Here is a 26,114-nt window from a genome sequence, read left to right on the forward strand (position 1 = left end):
GGCAGCAGCTCCGTGAGCGGCGTCGCCGGAGTCACCACACTGGTCCTTCACGAGGACAGCACCACCCGGCTGGCCGTCGTCGGTGAGTTGGACGTGTTCACCAGCCCGCACCTTGCCGCCGCGGTGCAGCAGTGCCTGGAGCGCCGGCCGGCCCGACTGGTGACGGACCTCTCCGCGGTGTCCTTCTGTGACGCCGCCGGCGTCTCGGCCCTGGTGGCCGCCCGAGGCATCTGCCACGAGTCCGGGACGCAACTCGTACTGCAGGGAGCCCGGCCGTCCCTGCGCGGTTTGCTCGCTCTCACCGACCTGGACACCACGTTCGGGCTGACGCCCCAGCATGGCGGCAAGCCTGACTCCCTGAACTGGCCGTGCGTGGCTGAACAGCCCTGTGGCGGCGGCTCGCACCTGCCGTGAACCGGCAGCGGGTCTGTCTCAGGCGGGCAGCGGTTGCGCTGTCTCCCTACGTGCTCGCGTCGAACTGGCCGCGAGCACGGCGGCACAGGCTGCCGACAACAGGCCGCACAACGCCGGGGCCCGGCTTCTGGAGCAACCGCCGGACGGTGCCTTCGTCTTGCGGGGTGTACGGCTCTGCGTCGGCGCGGCATCCGGCGAGGAGATCGGCGAAGACGGCGCGCAGCGGTGTGAGGTCGCGGCGGCAGGTGCCGAGCAGGCCCAGGTACTCCTCCACCGGCCAGGAGGCCCACATGCCTGAGCGGGAGAGAGAAGCCGACGGTGTCGATCCGTTAGCGGCAGCCCTCGGCATCCAGAAGTGTTCAGGAAGCTGCACCCATTAGCCGTCCTCATCGCCCCGGCGTGACCAACACCCGACCTCGGCCAGGCGCTGCTCCAGGAAGGCGCGCTCCGCGGCGTTCGCCGTGAGCTCCATCGCGCGCCGGTACGACTGAGCCGCGCCGGCGGCGTCGCCGAGGCGGCGCAGCACTTCGGCGCGGGTGGCGGGAAGGTAGGGGTAGTCGGCGAGCCGGGGATCGGTCGCCAGCTCGTCGAGGAGCGGCAGGGCGGCGGCCGGACCGTCGGCGAACGCCACGGCGGCGGCCCGGTTGAGCGCGACCACCGGGGTGTTCCACACCGCCAGCAGCCGGTCGTAGAGGTGCACGACGCGCGGCCAGTCGGTCTGCTCCAGGGACGGCGCCATCGCGTGCACGCCGGCGATCGCCGCCTGCAGGGTGAACCGCCCCGGTGGGCCGGACGCCAGCGCCCCGGCCGTCACCGTGAGCCCTTCCAGAATCGCGCGCTGGTCCCAGCGCGTCCGGTCCTGGTCGGCGAGCAGGAGCAGCCGACCCTGCTCGTCGGTCCGGGTGGCCCGGCGCGCGTCGGTGAGGAGCAGCAGGCCCAGCAGGCCGCGGGTCTCGGCCTGCTCGGGGAGCAGCGCGGCGAGGGTGCGCGCGAGGTGCAGGGCCCGGTCGCAGAGCTCCTCACGGACGAGCGCGTCCCCCTCGCCGGCCGTGTGGCCGGTGCTGAAGAGCAGGTGGACGGCGGTGAGCACGCTGTCCAGGCGCTCGGGCAGCTCCGCCCGGCCCGGAACCCGGTAGGGGATCCGCGCTTCGGAGATCTTCTTCTTGGCCCGGGTGATCCGTGCCGCCATCGTCGGCTCGGACACCAGGAAGGCCCGGGCGACGTCGGGCGTGGGAACGCCGCAGACCAGGCGCAAGGTGAGGGCGACGCGGGCCTCGGGGGCGAGGGTGGGGTGGCAGCAGGTGAACACCAGCCGGAGCCGGTCGTCCGGCACCGCGGCGTCGGGCCGGTCCAGGTCGGCCGGGTCGTGCGGATCGACGGCCGGCTCCACGAGCAGCGGGAGCTTGCGCCGGAGGGTGGCGTCACGACGCAACCGGTCCAGCGCCTGGTTCCGCGCCACCGTGGTCAGCCACGCGCCGGGCCGCTCCGGGACGCCGTCCCGGGTCCAGGCCTGCAGCGCGCTGACGTACGCCTCCTGCGCGCACTCCTCAGCGACGTCCAGGTCGCCCGCGACGCGCACCGTGGCGGACAGCACGAAGGCCCACTCGGAGCGGTGGGCCTGCGCCAGCGCGGCAGCGACCGCGTCCGCCTGCCTGGCGGACGCGGTCGGCTCGTCGCTGGGAGCCATCAGAACGGGTTCGTCGTCGGGTCCACGACCGGGCGGACCTCGACGCCGCCGCCGGGCGCCGGGCACAGCTTGGCGATCTCGACGGCGTGGTCGAGGTCGCGCGCCTCGACCACGTAGAAGCCGCCGAAGGCCTCCTTGGTCTCGACGAACGGGCCGTCCGTCACCGTGCCGGCCCCCTTGATCGTGGTGGCCGTCGTCGTGGGCGCGAGCGCCTCCCCGCCCGCGAGGGACCCACCGAGCTCCGAGACCTGCTTGGTGAACGTGCTGTGCGCGTCGATCACCGCGCCCCACGCCTCGGGCGACGCGTTCGCGTAGAAGGCCGGGTCTTCGTAGATGAGGATTGCGTACTTGGCCATGGAACTGCCTCCTGTACTGGGTCGCGGGCCGGCCTTTCCGGCTCCGTCATCAGGAACGACGAACAACCTGCCGCCGAATCGACAGCCAGGCCTGGATCGTCTTCAAGATTTTTCCGGCGCCGGCGCCGCCGTGCGTGCCGGAGTCCGCTTCGCGTGCCTGAAGTGCACTCCTGCGGCCCCGAAGCGACTACTCCGGCACGCCTGGCCGACGGCCCTGGCGGCGGCCAGCTTCGCGCGCGCCGAGACCGCCGCGGCATGCGCTGCCGCTCAGTCCTCGCCGGCGTCGGGGCCGGCGGCCTCGCTGTCCTGGCCGGGAGCCTGCACCCGGGCTGCGAGGAGGGCGACATCGTCCTCGGCCTGGTGGGCGCCGAGGCCGGCGAGCAGGCGGTCGAGGACCTGCTCGGGGCTCGCGTCCGCGGCGAAGGTGGCCTCGGTGAGCCGGTGCAGGGACCGGTCGATGTCCTCGCCACGGCGTTCGACCAGTCCGTCGGTGAACAGCACCAGCGTCTGGGACGGAGCCAGGCGGTGCGTCTGCGACTGGTATCCGCCGAGTCCGGTTCCCAAGGGCGGACCGACAGGGACGGGAAGCAAGGACGCTGCCCCTTGGGCGTCGATCACCACCGGCGGCAGATGGCCGGCGCTCGCGACGGCAACCTGTTCGCGGGCGGGGTCGGCACGCGCGACAAGACAGGTGGCCGGGCGGCGGTCCGGCTCACTGGAGGCGATCTCGTCGAGTTGGCGCAGCACGCGGTGCGGCGGCAGGTCGGCGGAGGCGGTGTAGCGCAGGGCGGAGCGGTAGGCGGTCATGTCGACGGCCGCTTCGAGACCATGGCCCATGACGTCACCGACGACGAGCAGCGTACGGCCGAAATGCAGGCGGACGGTCTCGCACCAGTCACCGCCCACCGTGGCGCTCTGCCCTGCGGGCAGGTAGCGGGTGGCGACGTCCAGGTTGGGGTGGGGGCGGCCGGGCTCGACGCGCAGAGCGCTCTGCAGCTTCCCGACGAGGCCACTGACCCGCTGGTGCTCCCGCGCCTGCCGGACATGGGAGGCCGCGCGATCGGCCAGCAGGATGCAGACTTCCGCATCAAGGCGGGTGAACGGCACCGCGCCCCGAGCGCACACCAGGACGCCGTAGCTGTCGCTGCCGGTGGCGAGGGGCACACAGAGCACGGGCCGGGCCGAGCGCGGCAGCGAGGTCACGTGGCCGGCCTCCCAAGAGAGTGCCTTCTCACGGGCGGTGGCCAGGACCCACCCCGCATCAGGCAGCAAGGCCGGATCACCGCGGACAGCCGTGTACGGGGCGCCCGGCGCATCCTCACCGCGCAGAACGGCGGCCGTGCCGTCCATCTGCAGGGCAGCCTCCCGGGTCAGCTCCCCGTAGGTCGTCGCCTCGTCCAAGGTCGTGCCGATCCGAGCCGACGCCCTGCGCAGCGCGGAAAGACGGGACACGACCACTTCGTGGTGCTCGGACGGATCGCCGGGCAGGGCAGACCCGGTGGACATCGCTCTGCGCACTCGCCGGATCCATCGCACCACATGATCACCATAGAGTGACGGCCGGTCCAGCCGCAGGACGGACGCCACCGATTTCCCCGGGCACTCCGCCGTGCCGGTCGTCATCCGCCGCCGGTCCCCGCGCCGCGACGAGCGGTCGCCCGGCAGCTGGCGAACTGCGGGAGCGGCCTGCGGTGACCAACGGGCCGGCGGACGCGGTGGGCTCAGCGCGCGGCGAGCGCGCGAATCTCCTCCACGATCAGGCGGGGGTCCTCCTCGGCCATGAAATGACCGCAGGACACCGTGCGGTGGCGCAGGTCGTCGGCCCAGGCGCTCCACAGGCCCTCGGCGTGGTAGCCGAGGGCCGCGCCCCAGTCCTGCTGGAGCACGGAGACCGGCATCGCCAGCCGGTTTCCGGCGGCCCTGTCGGCGCCGTCATGCTCGACGTCCACTCCGGCGGAGGCGCGGTAGTCGGCCACGATGGACGGTACGGCGGCCGCCGACGCGGCCAGGTAGTGCGCCCGCACCCCGGCCGGGATCGCCTGCGGGTCATGGGTCCACGCGTCGAGGAACGAGCCGAAGAAGTCCTCGGCGCACGCCGCGATCATGCGTTCCGGCAGACCCGGCGGCTGGGCCATCAGGTACAGGTGGTAGCCGACCGCGCCGGACACGCCGCTCAGGGCGTCCCACATGTCGAGGGTCGGCAGGACGTCCAGGAACAGGGCGTGGGAGACCGCCTTCGGATGGTCCATGGCGGCGCGGAAGGCCACCAGCGCTCCCCGGTCGTGGCCGGCCAGGACGAAGCGATCGTGCCCCAGCGCGGCCGCGAGCCGGACGACGTCACGCGCCATGGTGCGCTTGGCGTACACGTCCGGGCCGTCCGCGGCGGGCTTGCCGCTGGCACCGTAGCCGCGCAGGTCGGGGCAGATGACGGTGTGGTCGGCGGCGAGGCCGGCGGCCACGTGCCTCCACATCAGGTGGGTCTGGGGGAAGCCGTGCAGCAGGACGACCGGGCTTCCCGTGCCGCCGACGGCGGCGTGCAGGGTGACACCGTCGTCGACCGCCACGCGGTGCTCGGTGAATCCGGGGATCGTCGGGCGGTGGGTCACAGCGACTCCGATCGGTGAGGGCCAGGGGCCGTGGCAGAGTGGACGTCCCGGGCCTCCTCGGCCCCGGGACGTCCGGACGCCACCCAGGGTGGGGGCCCCGGATCAGTGATCGATGAGTGGCCGCGCGGCACCCCGGGCCGGTGCGCCGCCCGCGAAGGGACGAGGCCGTGGGCGTGGAGTTCGGACTGCTGGGGCCGGTCGCCGTCTGGGAGGCCGACGGCACGCCCCTCGGCCTGGGCGCGCCGCGCCAGCGCGAGGTGCTGGGCCGGCTCCTGGTCGCCCGGGGCCGGGTCGTGCCGGTCGACCGGCTGGTGGCCGATCTGTGGGAGGAAGGGGCCCCGGCCGGCGCCGTGGGCGCGCTGCGCACCTTCGTCGCCGCGCTGCGCCGCTGCCTGGAGCCCGGCCGTCCGCCGCGCCGGCCGTCCCGGCTGCTGGTCACCGACGGTCCCGGCTACGCCCTGCGCGCCGGACGGGACGCCGTCGACGCCTGGCGCTTCGAGGACGGTGCGGCCGAGGCGGCCGCCGCGCCACCGCATGCGGCGGCCGCCCTCTGGGACGAGGCGCTCGCCCGTTGGCGCGGCCCCGTCCTCGCCGACTTCCCGCGCGCCGCCTGGGCCGCCGCCGAGCGGGCCCGCCTGGAGGCGCTCCGCCTGGACGCGGTCGAGGGGCGGGCCGACGCGCTGCTGGCCGGTGGAGCGGCCAGGGACGCCGTCGCCGACCTGGAGGCCCACCTCACCGCCCACCCGGAGCGCGAACACGGCTGGGTGCTGCTGGTGACGGCGCTGGAACGCTCCGGACGGCGCGGCGAGGCCCTGCACGCCCTGCGCCACGCCCGCGAGGTTCTCACCCGCACCCTCGGTCCGGGCTCCGGCGCCGCCCTGGCGCGCACCGAGGCCCGTCTGCGCCACGCCCCCGCCGGCCCGGTCGAGCCGGCCGGGATCGCCGACAGCGTCTGGGAGCGTACGGCCGCCGCCTGGGACCGCTCGGTCCCGGCCCGCTCGCGGGCCCGCCTGCACGCCACCGCCGGACTGCTGCGCGACCTGGCGGTCACCGGGGCCGACGGCCTCCAGGAGGCGCGCGAGCACCGGCGGGAACTGGTCGCGGCGGCCGAGGCGACCGGGGACACCGAACTGGCCGCGCGGGTCATCGGCTCCTACGACGTCCCCGCCGCGTGGACCCGCGCCGACGACCCCGAAGGCGCCGGCGGACTGACCCGCGCCGCGGCACGCATCGCCGCCCGGCTCGGCCCGGACGGACCGGCCGCGCTGCGTGCCCGGCTGCTGGCGGTCGTCGCCGTGGAATCCCGCGGCGACGCCGCCGCGGACGCCCCGCTCCCGTGCGCGGCCCGGCCCCCCGCCCCCGAGCCCTGGCGTCTGCGCGGCGAGCGCGCCGCGGAGGAGGCGGTGCGCCTCGCACGCCGTCTCCAGGACCCTGCGCTGCTTGCGTTCGCCCTCAACGGTGCCTTCATGCAGTCCTTCGCCACGTGCGGAGCGGCGGCCTCCCGCGACGCGCTGGGCACCGAGATGACGGCGCTCGCCGTGGAGCACCAGCTGCCCTCGCACGAGGTGCTCGGGCGGATCGTCCGCCTGCAGGCCCGGTGCGCGCTCGGCGACCTGGCGACGGCCGACGAACAGGCCGAGGAGATCGACCGCCTCGCCCGGCGCAACGAACGCCCGCTGGCCAGTGTGTTCACCGCCTGGTACCGGGCCCTGCGCATGTGCGAGACGGAGGGCTGGACGGCGGCCCGCCCTGAGTACCACGACGTCCTCGCCCGGACGGCGGACGCCGGCATGCCCGGACTCGCCCGGGGTGCCGCGGTGCTCGTCGCGCTGGTCCCGGTGCTGCGGGACGACGGCCTCCCCGACCCCGGCGACTTCGCCCACCTGGACGCGGGCCCCTACCGGTCCTGGCTGGATCCCCTGCTGTTGGCGGCCGCAGGCGCCGGCGACCGGGCCCGAGAAGCTCTCACCTCGGTGCCCCGGCCCCCGCACGACCTCCTCCAGGAGGCCCTGTGGTGCGTGCTGGCCCGGGCGGCGGCCGCGGTGGGACACGCACCGGTCCTGCGCCGGGCCCGCGAGGAACTGGCTCCGGCGGAAGGCGAGACAGCGGGCGCGGGCAGCGGTCTGGTGTCGTTCGGCCCGGTCGAGGAGCACCTGAGGAGGATCGACGAGGCGCTCGCCTGACCCTGGAAGGTGCCTCGCCGATCGGACCGGGTTCCCGGCGGCGAGGTCACCCCCTCAGCGGGCGCCTAGCGGCCCAGGGCTGCTGCGCCCGCCCGCGCGTACTTCTCGTCCAGGGTGCCGGACGGGGCGCCGGCCACGCCGATACCGGCGATCGGCGCGTTGCGGGCCGTGACCGGGACGCCGCCGCCGAGGAAGAGGGTGCCGGGGATGTCCTTGAGGTTCGGTGTCTGGTCCAGGCGTCCGGCCAGCTCGGAGGTGGGCGCGTTCCAGGACACGGCGGTGAAGGCCTTGCGCTCCGCCGACTCGTACGACTGCGGGCCCGCGCCGTCGCCGCGGAGCGTGACGACGGTGTTGCCGTTGCGGTCGACGACGGCGACCGTGACCCGCTGCTGCTCCGCCTCGGCGGCGTCGAGCGCGGCCCGCGCGGCCCGGGTGGCGGCGTCGATCGTCAGGTGTGTGGAGGTGGTCGTGGTGCCCGGCGCGGCGGACTGCACCGGGGCGGCGGCCGGCGCGGAGGCGTTCGCGGACACCGTGCCGAAGGCCGCGGCGCCGACGACGGCGAGGGCGGCGGCGCCGGTGGTGATGCGGGCGCGCCTGGAGAGGTTCTTCATGCTGGGTCTGCTCCTCGGGACGGGTGGGCGGCCACCGTGGTCCGGGCCGCCTGTCGTGCTCTCCACCCTCGCCCCGACACCTGCTCCGTCCGGTCGGTGTTCCGGCTGTTCCCGGCGGGCGGAAAGGACGACGGCGGTGTCATCCGATCGGTTGACCCCCAGGTCGTCCCGACCCGCGACAATGGGAGTGTTTACGCAGTTCAGCGTGGGCGAGCAAGAACGGCTGGAAGGGAGCCACGGCCGGATGCCGAAGCCGCACGACCCGTACGACCGGTGGCTGGGCGCCGTGCTGCACGCAGCGTTCTTCCTGCTGCTCGGTGGCGCCCTGGCCCGCTTCCTGACACGCCACCCGGATGAGCCCCGCACACCCTGGATCATCGCCCTGTCGCTCACCCTGGCTGTCCTGCACCTGCTGGGACCCGCCCTGGCCGACGGGACGGCGGAACCGGACCCGCAGCGAGCGGACCAGCGGGCGCCGGACCCCAGCGGGGCCGTCGGCTTGTGGTCCCGCCGACCCAGCCGACCCCGCCGGCCGCACCGCGCACCCGCCCGCATCGAACCGGCCCCTCAGCGCCCGTCCGACCCCCGGCCGGCGTCCGATCCCCGGCCGGCGTCCGGTGCCCGGCCCTCCTGGCTCGGACCGGCTTGGCTCGCACTGGTCGTCGTCGTGTGGATGGTCCTCGTGGTCCTCGCGCCGAGCTTCTCCTGGTGCGCGGTGCCGCTCTTCTACACCGGCCTGCGCACCCTGCCGACTCGCGCGGCACTCGTCCTGGTCGCCGTCCTGACGACGTTCGTCGTCGCCGCGCAGCTCAGACTCGCCGGACACGTCGACCCGAACCAGCTGCTCGCGCCCCCGGCCGTCGCCGCCATCGCCACGGCCGTGTTCCTGCAGACCCGCAGGCAGGCCGCCCGGCAGCGCGCCCTGATCGACGACCTGCTCCGCACCCGCCGCGAACTCGCCGCGTCCGAGCGCCGTGCCGGCACCCTCACCGAACGCCAGCGGCTGTCCATGGAGATCCACGACACCCTCGCCCAGGGTCTGTCCAGCCAGCGCATGCTCCTCCAGGCAGCGGAACGGGTATGGGAGTCCGAACCGGGCAAGGCCCGCGACCACGTGCGGTCCGCCGCCTCCGTCGCCGAGCACAACCTCACCGAGGCCCGGCGCTTCGTGCACGACCTGGCCCCCGCGGACCTCGCCGGCGGCAGCCTCGACGACGCACTGCACGCCCTGGCCGCACGCGAGTCCGGCGACCACCTCAGTGTGCGCGTCCACCTGGACACCGGCGCACGGACCCCGCTGCTGCCGGACCGTGTGCAGTCGGCCCTGCTGCGTGTCGCCCAGGGAGCCCTGGCCAACGTCCGGGAACACGCCGGCGCGACCACCGCCGTGCTCACCCTCACCGTCCTCGAGGACCAGGTCGTCCTGGACGTCACCGACGACGGCCACGGCTTCGACCCGGCGGCTGCGGCCGTACCGGCCGGGACGCGGGGCCACGGCCTGCCCGCCATGCGGGCCCGGCTCGGGCAGCTCGGGGGCACCCTGACCGTCGAGTCGACGCGGCGAGAGGGCACGGTCCTGTCCGCCGCCGTCCCCCTGGAGACAACCCCATGACCGACTCCGTCACCCCGGCCCCGGAGCACACACCCGTGCACATCGTCGTCTGCGACGACCACGCCGTCGTCAGGGCCGGACTGCTCGCCCTGCTCGACAGCGCCCCGGGCATCGAGGTGGTCGGCCAGGCGGCGACCGGCGAAGAGGCACTCGCCCTGGCCGCGAGGCTGGCTCCGGACGTGGTGCTGATGGACCTCCAGCTGGGAGAGGGCATCGACGGAGTGGAGACCACCCGCCGCCTCACGAGCGCCCCCGGTCCCTCCCCGCACGTCCTCGTGCTGACCACCTACGACACGGACGCCGACATCACCCGCGCCATCGAGGCGGGCGCGACCGGCTACCTGCTCAAGGCCGAACGCCCGGAGGAACTGTTCGCCGCGATCCACGCCGCCGCCCGAGGCCGTCCCGCACTGTCCGCGCCTGTCGCCAGCCGGGTCATGGCCGGCCTGCGCAGCCCGCGCCCCTCCCTCACCGGCCGCGAGCGCGACATCCTGGCCCAGCTCGCCCGCGGCCTCGGCAACCGCGAGATCGCCCGGGCCCTGTTCATCAGCGAGGCCACGGTCAAGACCCACCTGCGCCGGATCTACGACAAACTGGGCGTGGACAACCGCGCGGGCGCCGTATCCGTCGCGAAGGAGCAGCGCCTGCTGCCGTGAACGCACCCGTCATCGCCACTCATCAAGAGGCCGTGGGTTCCTGACCGGACCGTTGACGCGCGTAGCACTTGGGCTCACGCTGGCTTCGACGACCGCCGCCGGAGCGGTGGTCGCACCGACGACCGGGAGGTCCGGATGCTCAGACGGATGGCACGTCTCGTCACCGCGATTGTCATGCTCGTGTCGGGTGCGGTGGTGGGTGTGGGCGCCACCGCGGGCACCGCACACGCCGACGAGTGCTACACCTGGAGCCGAACCCTCTCCCAGGGCGCTTCCGGCAGTGACGTCACTCAGCTGCAGGTGCGGGTGGCGGGCTGGGTCACGTCAGGGGAGCGTCTCTCGTACGACGGCCAGTACGGAGCCCGCACGGCCGCCGCCGTACGGGCGTTCCAGTCCGCGTACGGCCTCGCCGCCGACGGGGTCGCGGGTCCGGCGACCTTCAGCAAGCTCTACGCGCTGCAGGACCCTGACTGCACGCCGATCCACTTCTCCTACGCCGAGCTCAACCGCTGCAACTCAGACTGGTCGGGCGGTGCCGTCCCGGCGACCACCGCCAGGGCCAACGCGCTGAAGACCATGTGGAAACTGGAGGCGATGCGGCACGCGCTCGGCGACGTCCCGCTCACCGTCTCCAGCGGCTTCCGCTCCTACGCCTGCAACAACGCCGTCGGCGGTTCGTCCACCAGCCGCCACCTGTACGGTGACGCCGCCGATCTGACCGGCTCCCCGTCCCTGTGCCGCCTCGCCCAACAGGCCCGCACGCACGGCTTCTCGGAGATCCTCGGTCCGGGCTACCCCGCTCACAACGACCACACCCACGTCGCATTCGACCCGTCCCCGTACTGGTCCGCCCCTACCTGCGGCATCTGAACCGCGTGGCCGGTGCCGGCGGGCGCGGTGCGCGGGCGTCCGGCCGGGCAGCACAGGCGACATGACCTGTCGGTGTCGGCCGCGACGTCCTCCAGCCGGGCGACCGGCACCCGCAGCGAAGTAGAGAAGACGTGGATACCTGGATCAGGCCGCGAGGAGCTCTTGCTTGCGGCCCGGCGTGCTGACCTCGGCCTTCCTGTTCGGGAGCGAGAGCCGGAAGACCTTGCGCCACGCGGAGAACACCTGCTTGGGCAGGGGCCCGGTGACGTACTCCAGCTCGTACTTCTCGAACAGCGCTCGCACCTTCACGGCGACCTCGGCGTACCTGTTGCTCGGCAGGTCCGGGAACAGGTGGTGCTCGATCTGGTGGGACAGGTTGCCGGTCATGAAGTGCATGGCCTTGCTGCCGCTGATGTTCGCCGAGCCCATCATCTGGCGCAGGTACCACTGGCCGCGCGTCTCGTCCTTGATCGACCGGCGCTGGAAGACCTGCACACCCTCGGGGAAGTGCCCGCACATGATCACCGAGTGGGACCAGAGGTTGCGCACCATGTTCGCGGTGAACGTGGCGGCGAGCGTGGGGAGGAACGACGGGCCCGACAGCAGCGGGTGGATCACGTAGTCCTTGAGCACCTGCTTGCGGATCTTGCGCCCCACGGCCCTGGCCCGCGCGCGGAACTCCGGGTTCTTGCGGCGGTGCTTGCTGAGGTTCGCGCCGAGTTCCAGGTCGTACGCCGCGATGCCGTACTCGAAGAAGCAGGCGTTGATGAAGTTCCACAGGGGCTGGCCGAGGTGGAACGGCTGCCACTTCTGGTCCTCGTCGACGCGCATGATGCCGTAACCGAGGTCGTTGTCCTTGCCGATCACGTTGGTGTACGTGTGGTGCAGCTCGTTGTGCGAGTGCTTCCACTGGTCGGCCGGCGAGACGTGGTCCCAGTCCCAGGTGGTGGAGTGGATCTTCGGGTCCCGCATCCAGTCCCACTGGCCGTGCAGGATGTTGTGGCCGATCTCCATGTTGTCCATGATCTTCGCCACGGACAGACCGGCGGTGCCGATGATCCACGCGGGCGGGAAGAACGAGAACAGCAGCACACCCCGACTGGCCAGCTCCAGCTTGCGCTGCGCGGCGATGACCTTGCGGATGTAGGCGGCGTCCTTCTCGCCGCGGCTGGCGATCACCTCGTCGCGGATCGCGTCCAGCTCGCGGCCGAGCTCCTCGATCTGCTCGGCGGTCAGGTGGGCGGTGGGGTCGATGGCGGTCAAAGTGTTCCTACCGTTCGATGTCGCAAGGGCCCGCCGCGGCGGACACACAAGTCTGGATGAGCACGCCCGGCTCGGCTTCGGTGATCTCGCCGGTACGCAGGTCGCGGACGGCGCCCGCCTTGAGCGGCGTGACGCAGCCGAAGCAGATGCCCATGCGGCACCCGGAGGGCATGAGCACGCCGGCGTCCTCGCCGATGTCCAGCAACGGCGTGGCGCCGTCCGCGTCGACGGTCTTGCCGGTGGCGCTGAACGTGACCTCGCCGCCCGCGTCGCCGCTGACGACGATGCTGGAGCGGAATCGTTCGGTATGCAGGCGCTCTCGGACGCCGTGCCCGGTCCAGTGCTCTTCGGCGGCGTCGAGCAGACCCGCGGGCCCGCAGGCCCAGGTCTCGCGCTCGGCCCAGTCGGGCACGAGTTCGTCGAGACGCGCGATGTCGAGCATGCCGTCGGTGTCGGTGTGCACCTCGGTGAGTCGCAGCTTCTTGCCCGCGACCAGCTCGTGGAGTTCGTCGCGGAAGATCACGTCCTGCGGCCGCGGCGCGCAGTGGACCATGACGACGTCGTCGAGTTCGGTGTCGCGCAGCATGCCCATCACGGGCGTGATGCCGCTGCCGGCCGTCAGGTAGAGCACCTTGGCGGGCTTGACCCGGGGCAGCACGAAGTCTCCGGTCGGCTGGTCGAGCTGGATCAGCGTGCCCGGTTCGACCCTGCGGACCAGGTGGTTGCTGACTTTGCCGTCCGGGATCGCCTTCACCGTGATCGTGACGCGGCCGTCCTGACGGTCGGCCGGCGAGGTGATGGAGTAGGCACGCCACAGGCGCACCCCGTCGACGTCGACCCCGATCCGCACGTACTGACCGGCGGTGTGGCCGCGCCAGCTCCGTCCCGGTCTGATCACGATGGTCGCGGCGTCACCCGTCTCGGGGTGCACGGACTCGATGCGCCCGCGCAGGTCAGCGCCCGCCCGCAGCGGGCTGACCAGGTCGAGGTAGTCCGACGGCAGCAGCGGTGTCGTGACCATCTCCAGCAGTTTCCACGCCCTGCCGCGCAGGGCCGTACTCGTCATGACTCCAGCTTGCTGCGCCTCAGGGCGTAAAGTCCTGACCGCAGGACGTGAATCTGGTCGCCAGAATTGTTCGCAGGGAACAAAAGATGAGCCATGCAATCCAGAGGGCCAGCGAACTGGCCCTGGACGACACCACGGTCACCGCACTGCGGGCCGCGCTGAAGACCACCGCCGACGAGGTCGTCCAGGCGATCATCGACGAGGTCCCTCCCTACGCCAACGCCCTTTCGGGGCACATGGGCGCCACCATCCGCCGAGCCGTCCGCACCGCCCTGGGGCACTACCTGGACCTCGCGAGCGGGAAGGCCACGGGAGGCGACGCCGGTGACGCAGCATACGAGCTGGGCCGCGGGGAGGTCCGCGACGGCCGTTCGATGGACGCCCTGCTCAGCGCCTACCGCGTCGGAGCACGCGTGGCCTGGCGGTGCCTGGCAGAGGGTGCGGTACCCGCAGGCCTGCCGGCCGCCGAGGTGGCCAAGTTCGCCGAGTTGACCTTCGCCTACATCGACGAACTCTCCGCCGCGAGCGCCGCGGGCCACGCCGACGAACTGGCCGCCCAGGGCAGGGCCCACGAGCGCCAGCTCGAACACCTGGCCCGCGACCTCCTCGCCGGCGCGAGCCCGGACGTGCTGCTGGCCTCCGCTCAACGGGCCGGGTGGCAGCCTCCGGTTTCGCTCACCGCGGTCCTGCTGCCCGCCGCCCAGGCCCGGCCGGCCTACCGCACGCTCGACCCGAGCACCCTCGTCCTCGACGATCTGCCGGACGCCACCGGTGTGCTGCTCGTCCCCGACGCCGACCGGTCACTTCTGTTGCGGAGGCTGACCGACCGCACCGCCGTGGCCGGCCCGGCCCGGCCATGGACTCTGGCGTCCGCCTCCTACGCACGAGCCCTGCGCGCGCGCTCCCTCTCCTCCGACATCCGCGACACCGAGGACCACTTGCCCGAGCTGGTGCTGAGCGCCGACGTGGACGCGTTCGCGGACCTGCGCGCCCGAGCCCTCGCACCGTTGCGGACCTTGCCTGTCGCAAGGGCACGGCGGTTGGAGGAGACGTTGCGGGCGTGGCTGCTGCACCAGGGCAGGCGGGACGAGGTGGCGGCGGCGCTGTTCGTCCATCCCCAGACAGTCCGGTACCGGATGTCGCAACTGCGCGAGCTGTTCCCGGATCTCACAGCGCCACACCGGGTCCTCGAACTGACGCTGGCGGTCGGCCTCCGGGGCAGCTGACGCGTACGCCGACGGCTGGCTCGCCAGCCGGAGGGCCTGACGCTACCAGGCGCCAATCCGTTGGAACCATCCTTTTCCCGTGCGGAGACTGAGTGGCGATGAAACCCACGTAGGTACCTGGAGGAGTCCCCCATGTCGACGCTGCGCGTCACAGCCGAAGTGTTGACCGTGCACGAGCACCCGAACGCCGATGCGCTCGAGCTGGCCCAGGTGGGTCTGTATCGGGCCGTCGTCGCCAAGGGTGCCTACCGCACGGGTGAGGCTGCGGTGTACATCCCCGAGCAGTCGGTGCTGCCGTCCGAACTGATCGAGGAGCTGGGGCTGACCGGGCGGCTCGCGGGCGGCAACGCGGACCGGGTCAAGGCGGTGCGGCTGCGGGGAGAACTGTCGCAGGGCATCGTGTGCCGGCCCAAGGCGCTCGCGGGGTACGACCTGGCCCGGGCGGCGCTGGAGGGGACCGACTTCGCCACGCTGCTCGGCATCACCAAGTGGGTGCCGCCGGTGCCGCCCATGATGAACGGTGACGTGGAGGCCGCGTCGGAGCTGCTGCCGTGGGTCGACATCGAGAACATCCAGCGGTTCCCCACGATCTTCACGCCGGGCGAGGATGTGGTCCTGACGGAGAAGCTGCACGGGTCGGCATGCCTGCTGACGTATGTCGCGGGCGAGGGACGCGTGTACGTCTCGTCCAAAGGCTTCGGCGCGAAGTCGCTGGCACTGAAGGAGGATCCACGCAATCTGTACTGGCGGGCGGTGCGCGGGCACGGCGTCGCCGAGGCCGCGGCGCGGCTCGCCGAGCGCCTGGGGGCACGGCGGGTGGGAATCTTCGGCGAGGTGTACGGGGCCGGCGTGCAGGACCTGACGTACGGCGCGGACGGGCGCCGTGACACGCTCGGATACGCCGTCTTCGACGTCTCCGCGGAGATCGACGGGCAGGTGCGGTGGCTGGACGCGGCCGAACTGCTGCAGGGGGAGCTGCCGTTGGTGCCGCGACTCTTCCAGGGGCCGTACGACATCGACCGCGTGCTGGAGGTCGCCGCCGGGCGGGAAACGGTGTCGGGGCGGGGGTTGCACCTGCGGGAGGGCGTGGTGATACGGCCCTCCAGTGAGCGGTACAGCCCGGTGACCGGGGGACGGGCGATCGCCAAGGCGGTGAGTCCCGCGTATCTCACACGGAAGGGCGGCACGGAGTACGAGTGAGGCTAGGGGAGTGGGTCAGAGTTGCCACCCTGCTCGGCCCCCCGGCGTCGTGGCCTGCTCAAGTGTGTCGGGAGGCGGTGCTCCCGCCCGGTGCGACGGCGGTCACGAGGTGGGTCAGAGCGAATTGAATCCCGTGGGTGACGCCTGCCCCCGTGACCACGGGCGGCGCCCCGGTTCGCTTCGGCGAGGCCGCGTCGGCAGGATGGGACCATGACCGAAATCCGTACACCGCGCCTCGTCCTGCGCCGATGGTTCGACGACGACCTCGTCGCTCTGTCGGAGATCCACGCCCATCCCGTGGTGATGCAGCACGTCGGAGACGGCAAGACCCGTTCCCTGGAGCAGACGGCCCAGGACATCGAGGCGTGGGAGGAGGAGTGGGACGAGGAAGGCTTCGGGATGTTCGCCGTCGAGCTCCTGGGCTCCGGTGAACTGGCCGGTGCCGTCGGCCTCTCCGTGGCGGAGACCCCGGCCGAGATCGCCGGCCAGGTGGCGATCGGCTGGCGGCTGGGTCGGGCGTTCTGGGGACAGGGATACGCTTCCGAAGCGGCCCACGCGTCGCTGGAGTTCGCCGTGCAGGACCGGGGTCTGGACCGCGTGGTCGCGGTGTGCCGGGTGGACGACAGAGCCTCGGCGAACGTACTCGGCAAGCTCGGCATGCACGCGGAAGGCACCGCGCAGGATCCGCTCCACGGCCACGACCTGGTGCTGTACGCCATCGACCTGACGCAGTATCAGGAGTAGCGGCTTGCCATCAGCGGTCCGTGGACGCCCGAGCCGGTGAGGCCGGACCCGATAGCCGGTGGCCCGTTGCGGAGCCGCGAATGGGTGACCGGGGGCCTGCGGCCGCGCCAGATCGGTGCTTCACCGCTCCGGATGGCGCCTCGCCCCTGACGGGGACTTGATCCGGACACTGCCCGGTGCACACTCCCGAGTCGTCATGCCGGCGGACTGGTGCTGAAGGACCCCGAACGGGACATACGTCAGGGAGCGGTGCCCGCGAACGGCGCCATGACAGGAGGGACGAGGTTGGCGATGCGTGCATTGACCGTGCGGCCCGGTGAGAAGGGGTCCCTCGAGGTGCGGGATGTGCCCGATCCCGTTCCGGCAGCCGGTGAGCTGCTGGTCCAGGGCCTGGCCGTGGGCGTGTGCGGAACCGACAAGGAGATCGTCCAGGGCGAGTACGGCTGGGCTCCCGCGGAGCGTGAGTGGCTGGTGCTGGGGCACGAGTCCCTCGGGAGAGTCCGGCAGGCGCCGCCGGGCAGCGACTTCACGGCCGGCGACCTGGTGGCCGGGGTGGTACGGCGACCGGACCCGGAGCCCTGCGGGGCCTGCGCGCAGGGCGAGTTCGACATGTGCCGCAACGGCCGCTACACCGAACGCGGCATCAAGAGCATCGACGGCTTCGGCGCGCAGACGTGGTGCGTGGAGGCCGACTACGCGGTGAAGCTTGCGCCGCATCTGGAGCGCGTCGGTGTGCTTCTGGAGCCGACTTCCGTGGTGGCCAAAGCGTGGGAACAGGTCGAGCGTGTCGGTGCCCGCTCGTGGTTCGAGCCACGCCGCGTCCTGGTGACGGGCGCGGGGCCCATCGGTCTGCTGGCCGCTCTTCTGGGCGCACAGCGCGGTCTGGAAGTGCATGTGCTCGACCGGGTGACCGACGGGACCAAGCCCGCCCTGGTACGGGACCTGGGTGCCACGTACCACGCGGGGGACGTCGAGCAGGTCATCACCAGTATCCGCCCGGATGTCGTCATCGAGGCCACGGGCGCGAACGAGGTGGTCCTCACCTCCCTGACGGGCACCGCGCCCTACGGAGTCGTGTGCCTGACCGGGGTGTCTCCCACGGGCCGCAGGACGACCGTGGACGGTGGCGCCATCAACAGGGAGATCGTCCTGCAGAACGACGCGGTGGTCGGATCGGTCAACGCCAACCTGCGTCACTACCGCCAGGCTGCCGACGCCCTGGCGCAGGCGGACCTGTCATGGCTGGAGCGCATGATCACTCGGCGGGTGCCGCTGGAGCGCGCGATGGAAGCGTTCAGCCCACAACAGGACGACGTCAAAGTGGTCATCGACCTCTGATCGATCGGTAAGGGACATCATCTCGAAGGAAGGACCTGAATGTCTCACCACACCGTTCCCTTGGTTGTCGTCATGGGCGTTTCGGGCTCGGGAAAGACCACAGTGGGCCGACTGCTGGCAGAGAGCCTCGATGTTGTGTATGCCGAGGGGGACGACTTCCACCCCGCGTCCAACGTGGCGAAGATGCGAGCGGGCCACCCCCTCGACGACACCGACCGCGGACCCTGGCTGGACAAGATCGCACAGTGGCTGGTCGACCATGCGGACAGCGGGGGAGTGGTGACATGCTCGGCGCTCAAACGGCGCTACCGTGACCGGCTGGCCTCCGCCGCGCCACACGTCTTCTTCCTCCACCTCGACGGCTCACCCGAGCTCATCGCCGCACGCATCACCGCCCGGCGGGGCCATTTCATGCCGCCCGAGCTGCTCCGTTCGCAGATGTCCGACCTCGAACCGCTGGGCGAGGAGGAAAGGGGCGCGGCCGTCCCGATCGACGGAACGCCAGAGCAGACCGCTGCCCTCGCTCACACCGCCGTCCTTTCCTCATGAGCGGCTCATGAACTGACGCGCACCCGCACCCGGTGCACAGCTCTGGCCTCCGGGCGCGCTCCCGACCCACCGCGCCGCCCGGGTGCCAGAGCACACCGGCGGTGTGACAGCCCAGCGGTGCCCACTGGAGCTCCAGTCCGCCGAAGTGGCAGCGTGTGAGCTGCCGTGCGAGGACGAGGACGCGGCGCGGGCGCCCCGTGCACCGTCCGGATCGGTCTAGGGGTCACCGGCACGAGTGGCCCCCTTCGTGCCCGCACCCGCACCGTGCATTGCCCATTGGGCGTCGCTCGCGGCCAGCAACTCCTCGATCTGCGAGCGCGGTGGGAGCGGGCCGTGGTCGCCGCCGACCCGCAGTGCGGAGGCGGCGGTGAGATGGCCGAGGCGCAGTGCCCGGACGGTGTCGTAGCCGCGCAGCAGTGCCGCCAGGAATCCGGCGGCGAAAGCGTCTCCCGCACCGATCGGCTCGACGACCCGGACGTGCGGTGCGGGGACGGCGCACTGTTCGGCGCCCCTGAACGCGGTCGCTTCGCGGTCACCGTCCTTGACGACGAGGATGCGGGGGCCGGGCAGCATCCGTCGCACGGCCACCGCGTCCACCAGGTGGTTTCCCCACAGGGCCTGGGCTTCGTCCAGGCCGACGAACGTGATGTCCGCCCGGTCGGCGAACCGGGCGAGCACGGTCGCCGCCGAGCCGTCGCTCCACAACGCCGCTCGGTGGTTCACGTCGAAGCTCACCACGTACGGGCGCCCACCGACGTGCAGGCGGAGGGCCTCGGTGACCAGTGCCCGGCAGGAGGGTGAAAGGGCGGCGGTGATGCCGGTGAGGTGGACGAGCGCGGCGCTCGTCACCGCCGGGTCGCCGAGCAGCTCCGGTGCGAGGGCGGAAGCCGCCGACCTCTGCCGGTAGTACTGGACGCGCGTGCCATACGCTCCGGGGTTCTTGAAGAGCACGCCGGTGGGCCGCTGCGGATCGGTCCGTACGGCACTGGTGTCCACGCCGCTCTCCGCGACGCGGGTGCGGACCAGCCGTCCCCAGGGGTCATCACCCACGGCGGACACCCAGCGGGCGGGAACCCGGTGGTCGGCGAGGTACCTCGCGACGTTGGACTCCGCGCCCGCCACGTCGACACGGAGCAGGTCTGCCGTCTCCAGCGGGACGACGGGTTCGGGGACCAGGGCGGCCATGGTCTCCCCGATGCATGTCACCGGGCCCGGCTCGGGGCGCCACAGGGCGGTCATGCGGGTTCGCTCGGCCGGTGGGCGGCGGCCGGAACGCCGGGGACGCCGGGGACGCCGGGGACGTCGACGGTCGTCGTGAACACCGCGCCGTCGTCCGGCCCCGGCGCGTCGAGGCCGATCCGGGCGCTGGTGACATAGAGGGTCGTGCCGTCGAGGCAGACGCACGTCGGCCGGCGGGCGGGCAGCGTGACCACGCGGTCGAGGGTCTTGTCGGGGAGGTAACGGTGCACGGCTCCGCCGTCCCAGACCGCGACCCACAGGGCACCGGCCGCGTCGACGGTCATGCCGTCGGGGCTCCCCTGGGGGAACTCGGCGAAGACCTCGGGCGCACCGAGCGCCCCGGTGGTGGGGTCGGCGGGGTAGCGGCGGACGACGGCGCGGGCACTGTCGGCCAGGTACATCAGCGTGCCGTCGGCGCTGAACGCGGGCCCGTTGGGGACGGTGATGCCTGTCAGCGCCCGCACCACCGTTCCGTCCGGGTCGACCCGGTAGAGGGAGCCCGCGTCCTCGACACCTCCGTAGCCCATGCTCCCCGCCCAGAACCGCCCGTGCGGGTCGGCGGTCGCGTCGTTCATGCGCATGGGAACGGGGGCACCGTCCTCCGGGCGGGCCAGCCAGTCGACCCGCCCATCGGGCGTGATGGTGCAGATGCCCGTGCCCGCGGCGGCGATCCAGCCTAGGGGGACTCCCTCGATCGGCGCCACCCCGCCAAGAGGGACGGGGAGTTGCGCGACGAGGCTCAGGGGCGAGGTCTCACCCGGGCTGCGGAACAGCTTTCCTTCCAGGAGGTCGACGAGGACGATGCTGTCGTTCAGGCGTCGGATGCCTTCCCCCAGCGCGAACCGCTCGGGCCAGGCCGCCACGGGCCGCGGCGTCCGCGTCACTGGTCGTCTCCCTTCGTGGCGACCGTCTCCAGGAAGGCGCGGGCGCGCAGGCGCAGAGCGTCGGAGCTTCCCCCGTCGGCGGCGTCCCCGATCAGCGGTGACCCCACGCCCACGGCGACGGCGCCGCATGCCAGATAGGTCCGGGCGGCGGCGGTGTCCACGCCCCCGACCGGAACGAACGGCACCTCGGGGAACGGGCCGAGCAGTGCGCGGAGATACGCCGGTCCGCCCGCGTCCGACGCGGGGAACAGTTTGACGGCCTCGGCCCCCAGGCGCACGGCCTCGACGACCTCGCTGGGCGTCATGGCACCCGCCAGTACCGGCAGACCCAGCTGCCTGGCCGCCGTGATCCCCTCACATACGGCGGGCGTCACCACGAAGTCGGCCCCTGCCCGGTGAGCGGCACGGGCGTCGTCCGCGCTCAGGACGGTGCCCGCGCCCAGGGGAGCGTCCGGCCCGAGGGCGGCGCGGGCACCGGCTAGGACGTCGAGCGCGTCCGTGCTGGTGAGGGAGACCTCGACCAACGTGACACCCTCGCGGGCCAGTGTGCGTACGGAGTCGAGTGCCGAGGAGGGATCGGTGCCGCGCACGATGGCGACGAGACGGTGGGTGCGCAGGGCGTCAACGAGTTCCACGCGTTGCTTCTTCCTTGTGCGGGGTGCGGTGGTGGCGGGTGGCTTCGACCCTCAGCCGCCGGCGGAGTTCATGGCCGGGATCCGCGCTGAGCCGGTAGTCGACCAGCGCCGTTGGGCCGTCGGAGCCGATCCGCCGCGACAGCCGGAAGCCTGGACAGTCCACGTACTCCTCGCCGTCCCCGGTGTGCCACGACCGCGACCAGGCGTCGCCGTGGTCGGGCCGACCGCGGACAGTGGGGACGCACTCCTCCAGTCCACCGGCGTCGGTGAACGGATGTCCGGGCGCGGCGCCCGCCCGGCGGGGGTCCTTCCGGTGCCAGCGCCATTCACGCCCGCCGGCCGTCAGTGACGTCCAGCGCCCGCCGTGCGCCGGATCGGTGGCGATGCGCACCTCAAGCCTCTGTTCGGCTCCCCGTTCCTGAGCGGTGGCGGTCATCGTCGCCCCAGATAGCCGAAATGCTCGGGACCCGTCACCACGTCGTTGGTGAGGGTCCCCACCCCGTCGATCACCACGGTCACCGTGTCACCCACCTCGAGGCTGAAGTTGATGTCGGGCACGATCCCGGTACCCGTCGACAGCAGCGCGCCGTCGGGGTGGTTCTCGGCTGCGAACAGGTGACTCACGAGCTGGGTCAGCGGGCGGTGCATCATCGCGGTCGACGTCTCACCGTGGTAGGCGGGACGGCCGGCCCGGGAGACCGTGAGCGAGATGGGCAGGTCTTCGGCCGTCACCTCCCACGCGGGCCGGATCCCGTCGGAGACGGCGCAGGAGCCCGCGTAGATCTTCGCCTGCGGCAGGTAGAGAGGGTTATCGCCCTCGATGCTCCGCGAGCTCATGTCGTTGCAGACGACATACCCGGCGATCTCGCCGTCCCGGTTGCAGACGACGGCCAGCTCCGCCTCCGGCACGTTGATCAGGGAGTCGCCTCGGATCGCCACCGGCTCCCCGTTCGTGACGACGCGCCACGCCGCGGCCTTGAAGAAGAGCTCGGGCCGGTCCGCGTCGTAGACGAGTCGGTAGACGCTGCGCTGGCTCGACTCCTCGATGCGCGCTTCCCGGGAACGGCGGTAGGTGACTCCGCTCGCCCACACCTCGGTGCGGCCGTCGACCGGGGGCAGGACGCGGACGTCGGTGCTGGCGACGGGTGCGTGGGAGCGCGCCGCGTCGACCAGTTGCCGGATGCGTGACATGGGCTGAGCGAGCAGTTCGGCCATGGAGTCCACCTGGACGGGCCGTACGGCGTCGCCTTCCCGGACGCCCACACGCGGGCGACCGGACGATGCGCGGTAGCGGACGAGGTGCATGTGTCTTCTCCTTCAGGCCGGACGGGGGCCGGCGAGCGGGTCGTCGCGCGTCGCAGCGGCAGCGGGCTCACCTTGTGCGCGCTGCCTGCGTGGGGCCCGCACGATGTCGTTCACCGTGCGCAGGACGGGCGCGACGACCCAGCGCGGATCGTCGGCCGGCACGTCCGTCGCGATGCGCACCACACGCGCTTCTCCGGGCAGCAGGTCGATGACCTGGTCGTCCGCTTCGGCCTCCGGGTCCAGCCGGTCGGCCTGGACGACGAGTCCGCGGACCGGGCCTGTCGCCGTCACGGTCAGCTCGACGCCGTCCTGTCGCTGAGCGGCCGCCACCGAGAACGCGGCGCAGGGGAGGTCGAGTTCGCGGTCCTCCGCGAAGAACCACAGGGCCCGCTCCGTGCCGAAGGCCGCCACGAGCACCTCGGATGTGCGCTCGCCGCAGGCGACGAGGTCGGCCGGGAGATCCAGCGTCACCGTCGCACCGGGTGCCACCGAAGCGTCCGCGGAGTCCTCGGCCAGCATGGTCCCGTCGAACGAGAGCCGTTGCAGGCGCACCCTGCCGGCCCAGGGGTCCCGGCCGTCGTTGACGGCGACCACGGCGAGGCCGCCCGGTCGCGGCTGCACGGTCAGCAACCGTGCCGCGTAGGCCCGGCGCATCGCGTACCACAGGGGCTTGCGGCCTCCGTCGCCGTCGATCGCCGCCCACGAGGTGACCGGCCAGCAGTCGTTGAGCTGCCAGACGATCGCCCCCCGGCACAGGGGCGCGAGTGAACGGAAGTGTTCGAGGCCGAAGGTGACCGCACGCGCCTGGTTGAGCTGGGTGAGGTAGTGCCAGTCGTCGGTGTCGCGTGGCTCGGGCAGGTGGGACGCCATGCCGCGCGCCAGCTTCCCGTTGCCGTCGTCGGCCTTCTGATGGGCCAGAACACCCGCGGAGTCGGGAAGCAGCGGATCGTCGTGGACGGCCCGGGTGAGAGTCGACCAGTTGGGCGGCCCCTGGAATCCGAACTCCGCGACGAAGCGGGGCGCGTAGGCCCGGTACTCCGCGTAGTCGAGTTCGTTCCACACCCTCCAGATGTGGGTCGCACCGTGCGCCGGATCGTTGGGGTGGATGTGTTCGCTGCCGGAGTACGGGCTGCCCGGCCAGTACGCCCGCGTCGCATCGAGTTCGGCCACGATGCCGGGCAGCAGGTCCGTGTAGTAGCCCCGCCCCCAGGTGCGGCCGCCGAGCTCCTCCTTCCAGCCCCAGTCCTCGTGCCCCCAGATGTTCTCGTTGTTGCCGCACCACAGGACGAGGCTCGGGTGCGGCATGAGGCGCACCACGTTCTCCTCTGCCTCGGCCGCGACCTCGTCCCACAGGGGCGCTTCCTCCGGGTATGCGGAGCAGGCGAACAGAAAGTCCTGCCACACGAGGATTCCCAGTTCGTCGCAGACGGAGTAGAAGTCGTCGCTCTCGTACATGCCGCCGCCCCAGACGCGCAGCAGGTTGACGTTCGCCTCGACGGCCTGCCGGGCCCTGGCGCGCAGGCGGTCAGGGGTGATGCGGCTGGGGAAGCAGTCGTCGGGGATCCAGTTCACCCCGCGGACGAAGATCTCCGTGCCGTTGACCACGAAGGTGAACGGGGTGCCGTGCTCGTCGGGGGTGGTGCGCACCTCGACCGTGCGGAATCCGACACGGCGGGACCACTCGTCCAGGGCCTCACCGTCGCGGTCGGCCAGCCGGACCGCGAGGTCGTACAACGGCTGCGCCCCCATGTCGTGGGGCCACCACAGCTCGACGTCGGGGACGGACAGGCGCACCCGTGCCGACAGCTCCCCCGCCGGCACGGTGACGGTGGTGCTCACGTCGCCGATTCGCGCGGAGACGAGCAGATCCTCGTCCCCGTCCCCCGCTCGTTCGAGATCGACGAGTACCAGGACCTCACCGGTGCCCTGGTCGACGGTGACCTGGGGACGGACGCGGCCGAGTCGCGCGAGGGACCACCGCTCGAGGCATACGTCCTTCCAGATGCCGGCGGTGAGCAGGGTGGGCCCCCAGTCCCAGCCGAAGTTGCACGCCATCTTGCGGATGTACTGAAAAGGCTCGTCATAGACGTTCGGGCGCTCTCCGACCTGGTCACGGACGGCCAGCGCGTGGTCGCGGGCCGCCCGGAACACGACGGAGAGCTCGTGTTCACCGGGGGACTGGCCGGTCAGGTCGATACGGTGTCCGCGGTGCATGTTCCGCGTGCGGGCCAGCAGCCGTCCGTTCAGTGACACCTCGGCCACCGTGTCCAGGCCGTCGAAGACGATCTCCGTGCGGTCGGCCGGGGAGGCGACGAGGGCGAGCCGGGTGGTGTAGCGCCAGTCGCTGTCTCCGATCCAGTGCTGGGTCTCCTCGTTGCTGTCGAGGTAGGGGTCCTCCAGCAGTCCCGCCGCCAGGAGGTCCGTGTGAACGCAGCCGGGCACGGTCGCCGGTACGGGAGCTGCGGTGGTCGGCCACCCCGGCGCGCCGGCCGCGAGGCGGACGGGCGTCAGCTGCCAGCCGTCGTGCACTGCGGTGATCTCTCGCATGACACCTCTCACAAGAAGGTGAACCATTGGTCTGTGGACGGGCGAACTGGCGGGCGGTGCGCGGTTCGTGCCGCGCGAGCTGTCGGTTCAGCGCCGCACGGGTGCTGTACTGGCGCGCACTGTCAGTCGGTGGGGCGGCTCCTCGAAGGCGCCCGGCGGGGCGCCGTCGATCACCTGCAGCAGTCGGCTCGCGGCGTCGGCACCACAGGCGCCCACGTCCCGGGTCAGTGAGGTGATCGCCGGATGGGTCAGTTGGCACAGTGCGGAGTCGTCCCACGAGACGACGGACAGCCGGCCCGGAACGCTCACGTGCATCTCCGCGGCCACGCCCAGGCCGGCCACGGCCATGACGTCGTTGTCATAGATGATCGCGGTCGGCGGCTCCGGACGGGTCAGGAGGTGCCGCGTCGCCTGAGCACTGTCCTTCCCGGTGAAGTCGGCCTGCAGCGTGACCGCTTCGAGCGCGAGCCGCTCGGCACCGGCGTGGAACTCGGCGGTTCGCTGCGCGGTGTGACGGAAGGCCGCGACTCCGGACACGCGGGCGATCCGTCGATGCCCGAGCGCCGCGAGGTAGTCCATCACCTGACGCATGCCAGAGATTTCGTCGCTCCACACACACGTCACTGCGGGGTGGTCGCGCGCGTCGCCGACGACCACGAAGGGGACGCCCATCGCACGCAGGTTGTCCAGGCGGTCGTCCTCGTCGAACAGGTCGACGACGATGACGCCGTCCACCCGTCTGCCGCCCCACCACCTTCGCACGGCCGCGGTCTCGGCCCGGTGGTCGGGAACGACCTGGAGCAGCAGTCCCACCGAGTGCTGGGACAGCACCGCTTCGATACCGCCGATGAACCGCATGAAGAACGACTCGACTCCGAGGGTGCTAGCGGGCCGGGCGACGGCCAGGCCGACTGTCTGGGCCTTGGCGCCCGACAGTGTGCGTGCTGCGGCGTTGGCCGTCCAACCGAGTTCCGCCGCGGCCGTCAGGACTTTCTCGCGGGTCGCGGAGGACACGCCCTGCCGGCCGTTGAGGGCGTACGAGACGGCGACTTTGGAGATCCCCACGCGTGCGGCTATGTCCGCGATCGTGGGCCTTTTCATGTCCACCTCGGGCCGGTGCAGC

The 26,114-nt window shown here is 72.3% G+C and carries 25 protein-coding genes; 10 read left to right on the top strand and 15 right to left on the bottom strand.

The window, feature by feature from the left end; all coding sequences use genetic code 11:
• Positions 1–12 precede the first annotated feature (12 nt).
• Entirely contained in the window at positions 13–414 is a 402-nt protein-coding gene (locus ACFYWG_RS10870) for an STAS domain-containing protein (protein ID WP_389200651.1), read from the top strand.
• Positions 415–460: 46 nt separating this feature from the next.
• Here the strand turns inward: ACFYWG_RS10870 and ACFYWG_RS10875 are convergent, their stop codons facing one another.
• From ACFYWG_RS10875 to ACFYWG_RS10895, 5 genes are all read right to left on the bottom strand, one after another.
• On the bottom strand, positions 461–688 hold the full coding sequence (locus ACFYWG_RS10875) for a hypothetical protein (protein WP_389200653.1): 228 nt from the start codon (positions 686–688) through the stop codon (positions 461–463).
• 102 nt (positions 689–790) lie between these two features.
• Positions 791–2,101, bottom strand: a complete 1,311-nt coding sequence (locus tag ACFYWG_RS10880) for an RNA polymerase sigma factor (RefSeq protein WP_389200655.1) — start codon at positions 2,099–2,101, stop codon at positions 791–793.
• Positions 2,101–2,457 carry a YciI family protein gene (locus ACFYWG_RS10885; protein WP_383511631.1) on the bottom strand — a complete coding sequence of 119 codons (357 nt, stop codon included), beginning with the start codon at positions 2,455–2,457 and terminating at the stop codon, positions 2,101–2,103. The genes ACFYWG_RS10880 and ACFYWG_RS10885 overlap by 1 nt, the downstream gene beginning before the upstream one ends.
• 267 nt (positions 2,458–2,724) lie before the next feature.
• A complete protein-coding gene (locus tag ACFYWG_RS10890; protein ID WP_389200657.1) occupies positions 2,725–3,909 on the bottom strand; it encodes a PP2C family protein-serine/threonine phosphatase in 1,185 nt (394 codons plus the stop codon).
• Between the two features lie 269 nt (positions 3,910–4,178).
• Positions 4,179–5,063, bottom strand: a complete 885-nt coding sequence (locus ACFYWG_RS10895) for an alpha/beta fold hydrolase (protein ID WP_389200659.1) — start codon at positions 5,061–5,063, stop codon at positions 4,179–4,181.
• Between the two features lie 167 nt (positions 5,064–5,230).
• Here ACFYWG_RS10895 and ACFYWG_RS10900 point away from each other — a divergent pair, with 167 nt between their 5' ends.
• Positions 5,231–7,246 (top strand): BTAD domain-containing putative transcriptional regulator, encoded by a 2,016-nt coding sequence (locus tag ACFYWG_RS10900; RefSeq protein ID WP_389200661.1) that lies wholly within the window; start codon positions 5,231–5,233, stop codon positions 7,244–7,246.
• A gap of 65 nt (positions 7,247–7,311) precedes the next feature.
• Here ACFYWG_RS10900 and ACFYWG_RS10905 read toward each other — a convergent pair whose 3' ends face one another.
• Complete coding sequence (locus ACFYWG_RS10905) at positions 7,312–7,857, bottom strand: heme-binding protein (RefSeq protein ID WP_385418453.1); 546 nt, start codon at positions 7,855–7,857, stop codon at positions 7,312–7,314.
• A 244-nt stretch (positions 7,858–8,101) separates the two neighbouring features.
• Here ACFYWG_RS10905 and ACFYWG_RS10910 point away from each other — a divergent pair, with 244 nt between their 5' ends.
• The 3 genes from ACFYWG_RS10910 (at position 8,102) to ACFYWG_RS10920 (ending at position 10,995) form a co-directional block, all read left to right on the top strand.
• Positions 8,102–9,469, top strand: a complete 1,368-nt coding sequence (locus ACFYWG_RS10910; protein ID WP_389200664.1) for a sensor histidine kinase — start codon at positions 8,102–8,104, stop codon at positions 9,467–9,469.
• Positions 9,466–10,125 (top strand): response regulator, encoded by a 660-nt coding sequence (locus ACFYWG_RS10915; protein ID WP_389200666.1) that lies wholly within the window; start codon positions 9,466–9,468, stop codon positions 10,123–10,125. The genes ACFYWG_RS10910 and ACFYWG_RS10915 overlap by 4 nt, the downstream gene beginning before the upstream one ends.
• A 135-nt stretch (positions 10,126–10,260) precedes the next feature.
• On the top strand, positions 10,261–10,995 hold the full coding sequence (locus ACFYWG_RS10920; RefSeq protein WP_389200668.1) for a D-Ala-D-Ala carboxypeptidase family metallohydrolase: 735 nt from the start codon (positions 10,261–10,263) through the stop codon (positions 10,993–10,995).
• 144 nt (positions 10,996–11,139) lie between these two features.
• Here ACFYWG_RS10920 and ACFYWG_RS10925 read toward each other — a convergent pair whose 3' ends face one another.
• Both ACFYWG_RS10925 and ACFYWG_RS10930 read right to left on the bottom strand, forming a co-directional pair.
• On the bottom strand, positions 11,140–12,258 hold the full coding sequence (locus tag ACFYWG_RS10925) for a fatty acid desaturase family protein (protein ID WP_389200670.1): 1,119 nt from the start codon (positions 12,256–12,258) through the stop codon (positions 11,140–11,142).
• A 7-nt stretch (positions 12,259–12,265) separates the two neighbouring features.
• Complete coding sequence (locus ACFYWG_RS10930; RefSeq protein WP_383505358.1) at positions 12,266–13,324, bottom strand: ferredoxin reductase; 1,059 nt, start codon at positions 13,322–13,324, stop codon at positions 12,266–12,268.
• A gap of 86 nt (positions 13,325–13,410) precedes the next feature.
• Between ACFYWG_RS10930 and ACFYWG_RS10935 the strand changes: the two genes are divergently transcribed.
• From ACFYWG_RS10935 to ACFYWG_RS10955, 5 genes are all read left to right on the top strand, one after another.
• Positions 13,411–14,550 carry a PucR family transcriptional regulator gene (locus tag ACFYWG_RS10935; RefSeq protein WP_385418468.1) on the top strand — a complete coding sequence of 380 codons (1,140 nt, stop codon included), beginning with the start codon at positions 13,411–13,413 and terminating at the stop codon, positions 14,548–14,550.
• A gap of 132 nt (positions 14,551–14,682) precedes the next feature.
• Positions 14,683–15,750, top strand: coding sequence for an RNA ligase (ATP) (locus ACFYWG_RS10940; protein ID WP_389200673.1), 1,068 nt, complete (start codon positions 14,683–14,685; stop codon positions 15,748–15,750).
• A 210-nt stretch (positions 15,751–15,960) separates the two neighbouring features.
• Entirely contained in the window at positions 15,961–16,494 is a 534-nt protein-coding gene (locus ACFYWG_RS10945) for a GNAT family N-acetyltransferase (protein ID WP_389200675.1), read from the top strand.
• Positions 16,495–16,785: 291 nt separating this feature from the next.
• The gene (locus ACFYWG_RS10950; protein ID WP_389200677.1) at positions 16,786–17,832 is read left to right on the top strand and encodes a glucose 1-dehydrogenase; all 1,047 of its coding nucleotides are present in this window, start codon (positions 16,786–16,788) and stop codon (positions 17,830–17,832) included.
• A 39-nt stretch (positions 17,833–17,871) separates the two neighbouring features.
• Positions 17,872–18,381 carry a gluconokinase gene (locus ACFYWG_RS10955; protein WP_383505373.1) on the top strand — a complete coding sequence of 170 codons (510 nt, stop codon included), beginning with the start codon at positions 17,872–17,874 and terminating at the stop codon, positions 18,379–18,381.
• Between the two features lie 216 nt (positions 18,382–18,597).
• On the opposite strand, the gene ACFYWG_RS10960 is transcribed toward ACFYWG_RS10955, so the two are convergent.
• From ACFYWG_RS10960 to ACFYWG_RS10990, 7 genes are all read right to left on the bottom strand, one after another.
• Positions 18,598–19,620, bottom strand: a complete 1,023-nt coding sequence (locus ACFYWG_RS10960; protein WP_389200679.1) for a sugar kinase — start codon at positions 19,618–19,620, stop codon at positions 18,598–18,600.
• Positions 19,617–20,504, bottom strand: coding sequence for an SMP-30/gluconolactonase/LRE family protein (locus ACFYWG_RS10965; protein ID WP_389200681.1), 888 nt, complete (start codon positions 20,502–20,504; stop codon positions 19,617–19,619). The genes ACFYWG_RS10960 and ACFYWG_RS10965 overlap by 4 nt, the downstream gene beginning before the upstream one ends.
• Positions 20,501–21,139: a bifunctional 4-hydroxy-2-oxoglutarate aldolase/2-dehydro-3-deoxy-phosphogluconate aldolase gene (locus ACFYWG_RS10970; RefSeq protein ID WP_389200683.1), complete on the bottom strand. Its 639-nt coding sequence runs from the start codon at positions 21,137–21,139 to the stop codon at positions 20,501–20,503. Before ACFYWG_RS10970 ends, ACFYWG_RS10965 begins: the two co-directional genes overlap by 4 nt.
• Entirely contained in the window at positions 21,126–21,575 is a 450-nt protein-coding gene (locus ACFYWG_RS10975) for a hypothetical protein (RefSeq protein WP_389200685.1), read from the bottom strand. Before ACFYWG_RS10975 ends, ACFYWG_RS10970 begins: the two co-directional genes overlap by 14 nt.
• Positions 21,572–22,444: a fumarylacetoacetate hydrolase family protein gene (locus ACFYWG_RS10980; protein ID WP_389200687.1), complete on the bottom strand. Its 873-nt coding sequence runs from the start codon at positions 22,442–22,444 to the stop codon at positions 21,572–21,574. Before ACFYWG_RS10980 ends, ACFYWG_RS10975 begins: the two co-directional genes overlap by 4 nt.
• 12 nt (positions 22,445–22,456) lie before the next feature.
• Entirely contained in the window at positions 22,457–24,991 is a 2,535-nt protein-coding gene (locus ACFYWG_RS10985) for a glycoside hydrolase family 2 protein (RefSeq protein WP_389200689.1), read from the bottom strand.
• A gap of 87 nt (positions 24,992–25,078) precedes the next feature.
• Complete coding sequence (locus tag ACFYWG_RS10990; protein WP_389200691.1) at positions 25,079–26,092, bottom strand: LacI family DNA-binding transcriptional regulator; 1,014 nt, start codon at positions 26,090–26,092, stop codon at positions 25,079–25,081.
• Positions 26,093–26,114: the final 22 nt, after the last annotated feature.

The sequence above is a fragment of the Streptomyces sp. NPDC003456 genome (genome assembly GCF_042878735.1).
Taxonomy (GTDB): Bacteria; Actinomycetota; Actinomycetes; order Streptomycetales; family Streptomycetaceae; genus Streptomyces.

Coding starts and splice junctions, on each gene's coding strand:
- ACFYWG_RS10880 (WP_389200655.1), bottom strand. CDS start 2,101: ATGGCTCCCAGCGACGAGCCGACCGCGTCCGCCAGGCAGGCGGACGCG.
- ACFYWG_RS10885 (WP_383511631.1), bottom strand. CDS start 2,457: ATGGCCAAGTACGCAATCCTCATCTACGAAGACCCGGCCTTCTACGCG.
- ACFYWG_RS10905 (WP_385418453.1), bottom strand. CDS start 7,857: ATGAAGAACCTCTCCAGGCGCGCCCGCATCACCACCGGCGCCGCCGCC.
- ACFYWG_RS10910 (WP_389200664.1), top strand. CDS start 8,102: ATGCCGAAGCCGCACGACCCGTACGACCGGTGGCTGGGCGCCGTGCTG.
- ACFYWG_RS10915 (WP_389200666.1), top strand. CDS start 9,466: ATGACCGACTCCGTCACCCCGGCCCCGGAGCACACACCCGTGCACATC.
- ACFYWG_RS10920 (WP_389200668.1), top strand. CDS start 10,261: ATGCTCAGACGGATGGCACGTCTCGTCACCGCGATTGTCATGCTCGTG.
- ACFYWG_RS10930 (WP_383505358.1), bottom strand. CDS start 13,324: ATGACGAGTACGGCCCTGCGCGGCAGGGCGTGGAAACTGCTGGAGATG.
- ACFYWG_RS10935 (WP_385418468.1), top strand. CDS start 13,411: ATGAGCCATGCAATCCAGAGGGCCAGCGAACTGGCCCTGGACGACACC.
- ACFYWG_RS10940 (WP_389200673.1), top strand. CDS start 14,683: ATGTCGACGCTGCGCGTCACAGCCGAAGTGTTGACCGTGCACGAGCAC.
- ACFYWG_RS10945 (WP_389200675.1), top strand. CDS start 15,961: ATGACCGAAATCCGTACACCGCGCCTCGTCCTGCGCCGATGGTTCGAC.
- ACFYWG_RS10950 (WP_389200677.1), top strand. CDS start 16,786: ATGCGTGCATTGACCGTGCGGCCCGGTGAGAAGGGGTCCCTCGAGGTG.
- ACFYWG_RS10955 (WP_383505373.1), top strand. CDS start 17,872: ATGTCTCACCACACCGTTCCCTTGGTTGTCGTCATGGGCGTTTCGGGC.
- ACFYWG_RS10960 (WP_389200679.1), bottom strand. CDS start 19,620: ATGACCGCCCTGTGGCGCCCCGAGCCGGGCCCGGTGACATGCATCGGG.
- ACFYWG_RS10975 (WP_389200685.1), bottom strand. CDS start 21,575: ATGACCGCCACCGCTCAGGAACGGGGAGCCGAACAGAGGCTTGAGGTG.
- ACFYWG_RS10980 (WP_389200687.1), bottom strand. CDS start 22,444: ATGCACCTCGTCCGCTACCGCGCATCGTCCGGTCGCCCGCGTGTGGGC.
- ACFYWG_RS10985 (WP_389200689.1), bottom strand. CDS start 24,991: ATGCGAGAGATCACCGCAGTGCACGACGGCTGGCAGCTGACGCCCGTC.
- ACFYWG_RS10990 (WP_389200691.1), bottom strand. CDS start 26,092: ATGAAAAGGCCCACGATCGCGGACATAGCCGCACGCGTGGGGATCTCC.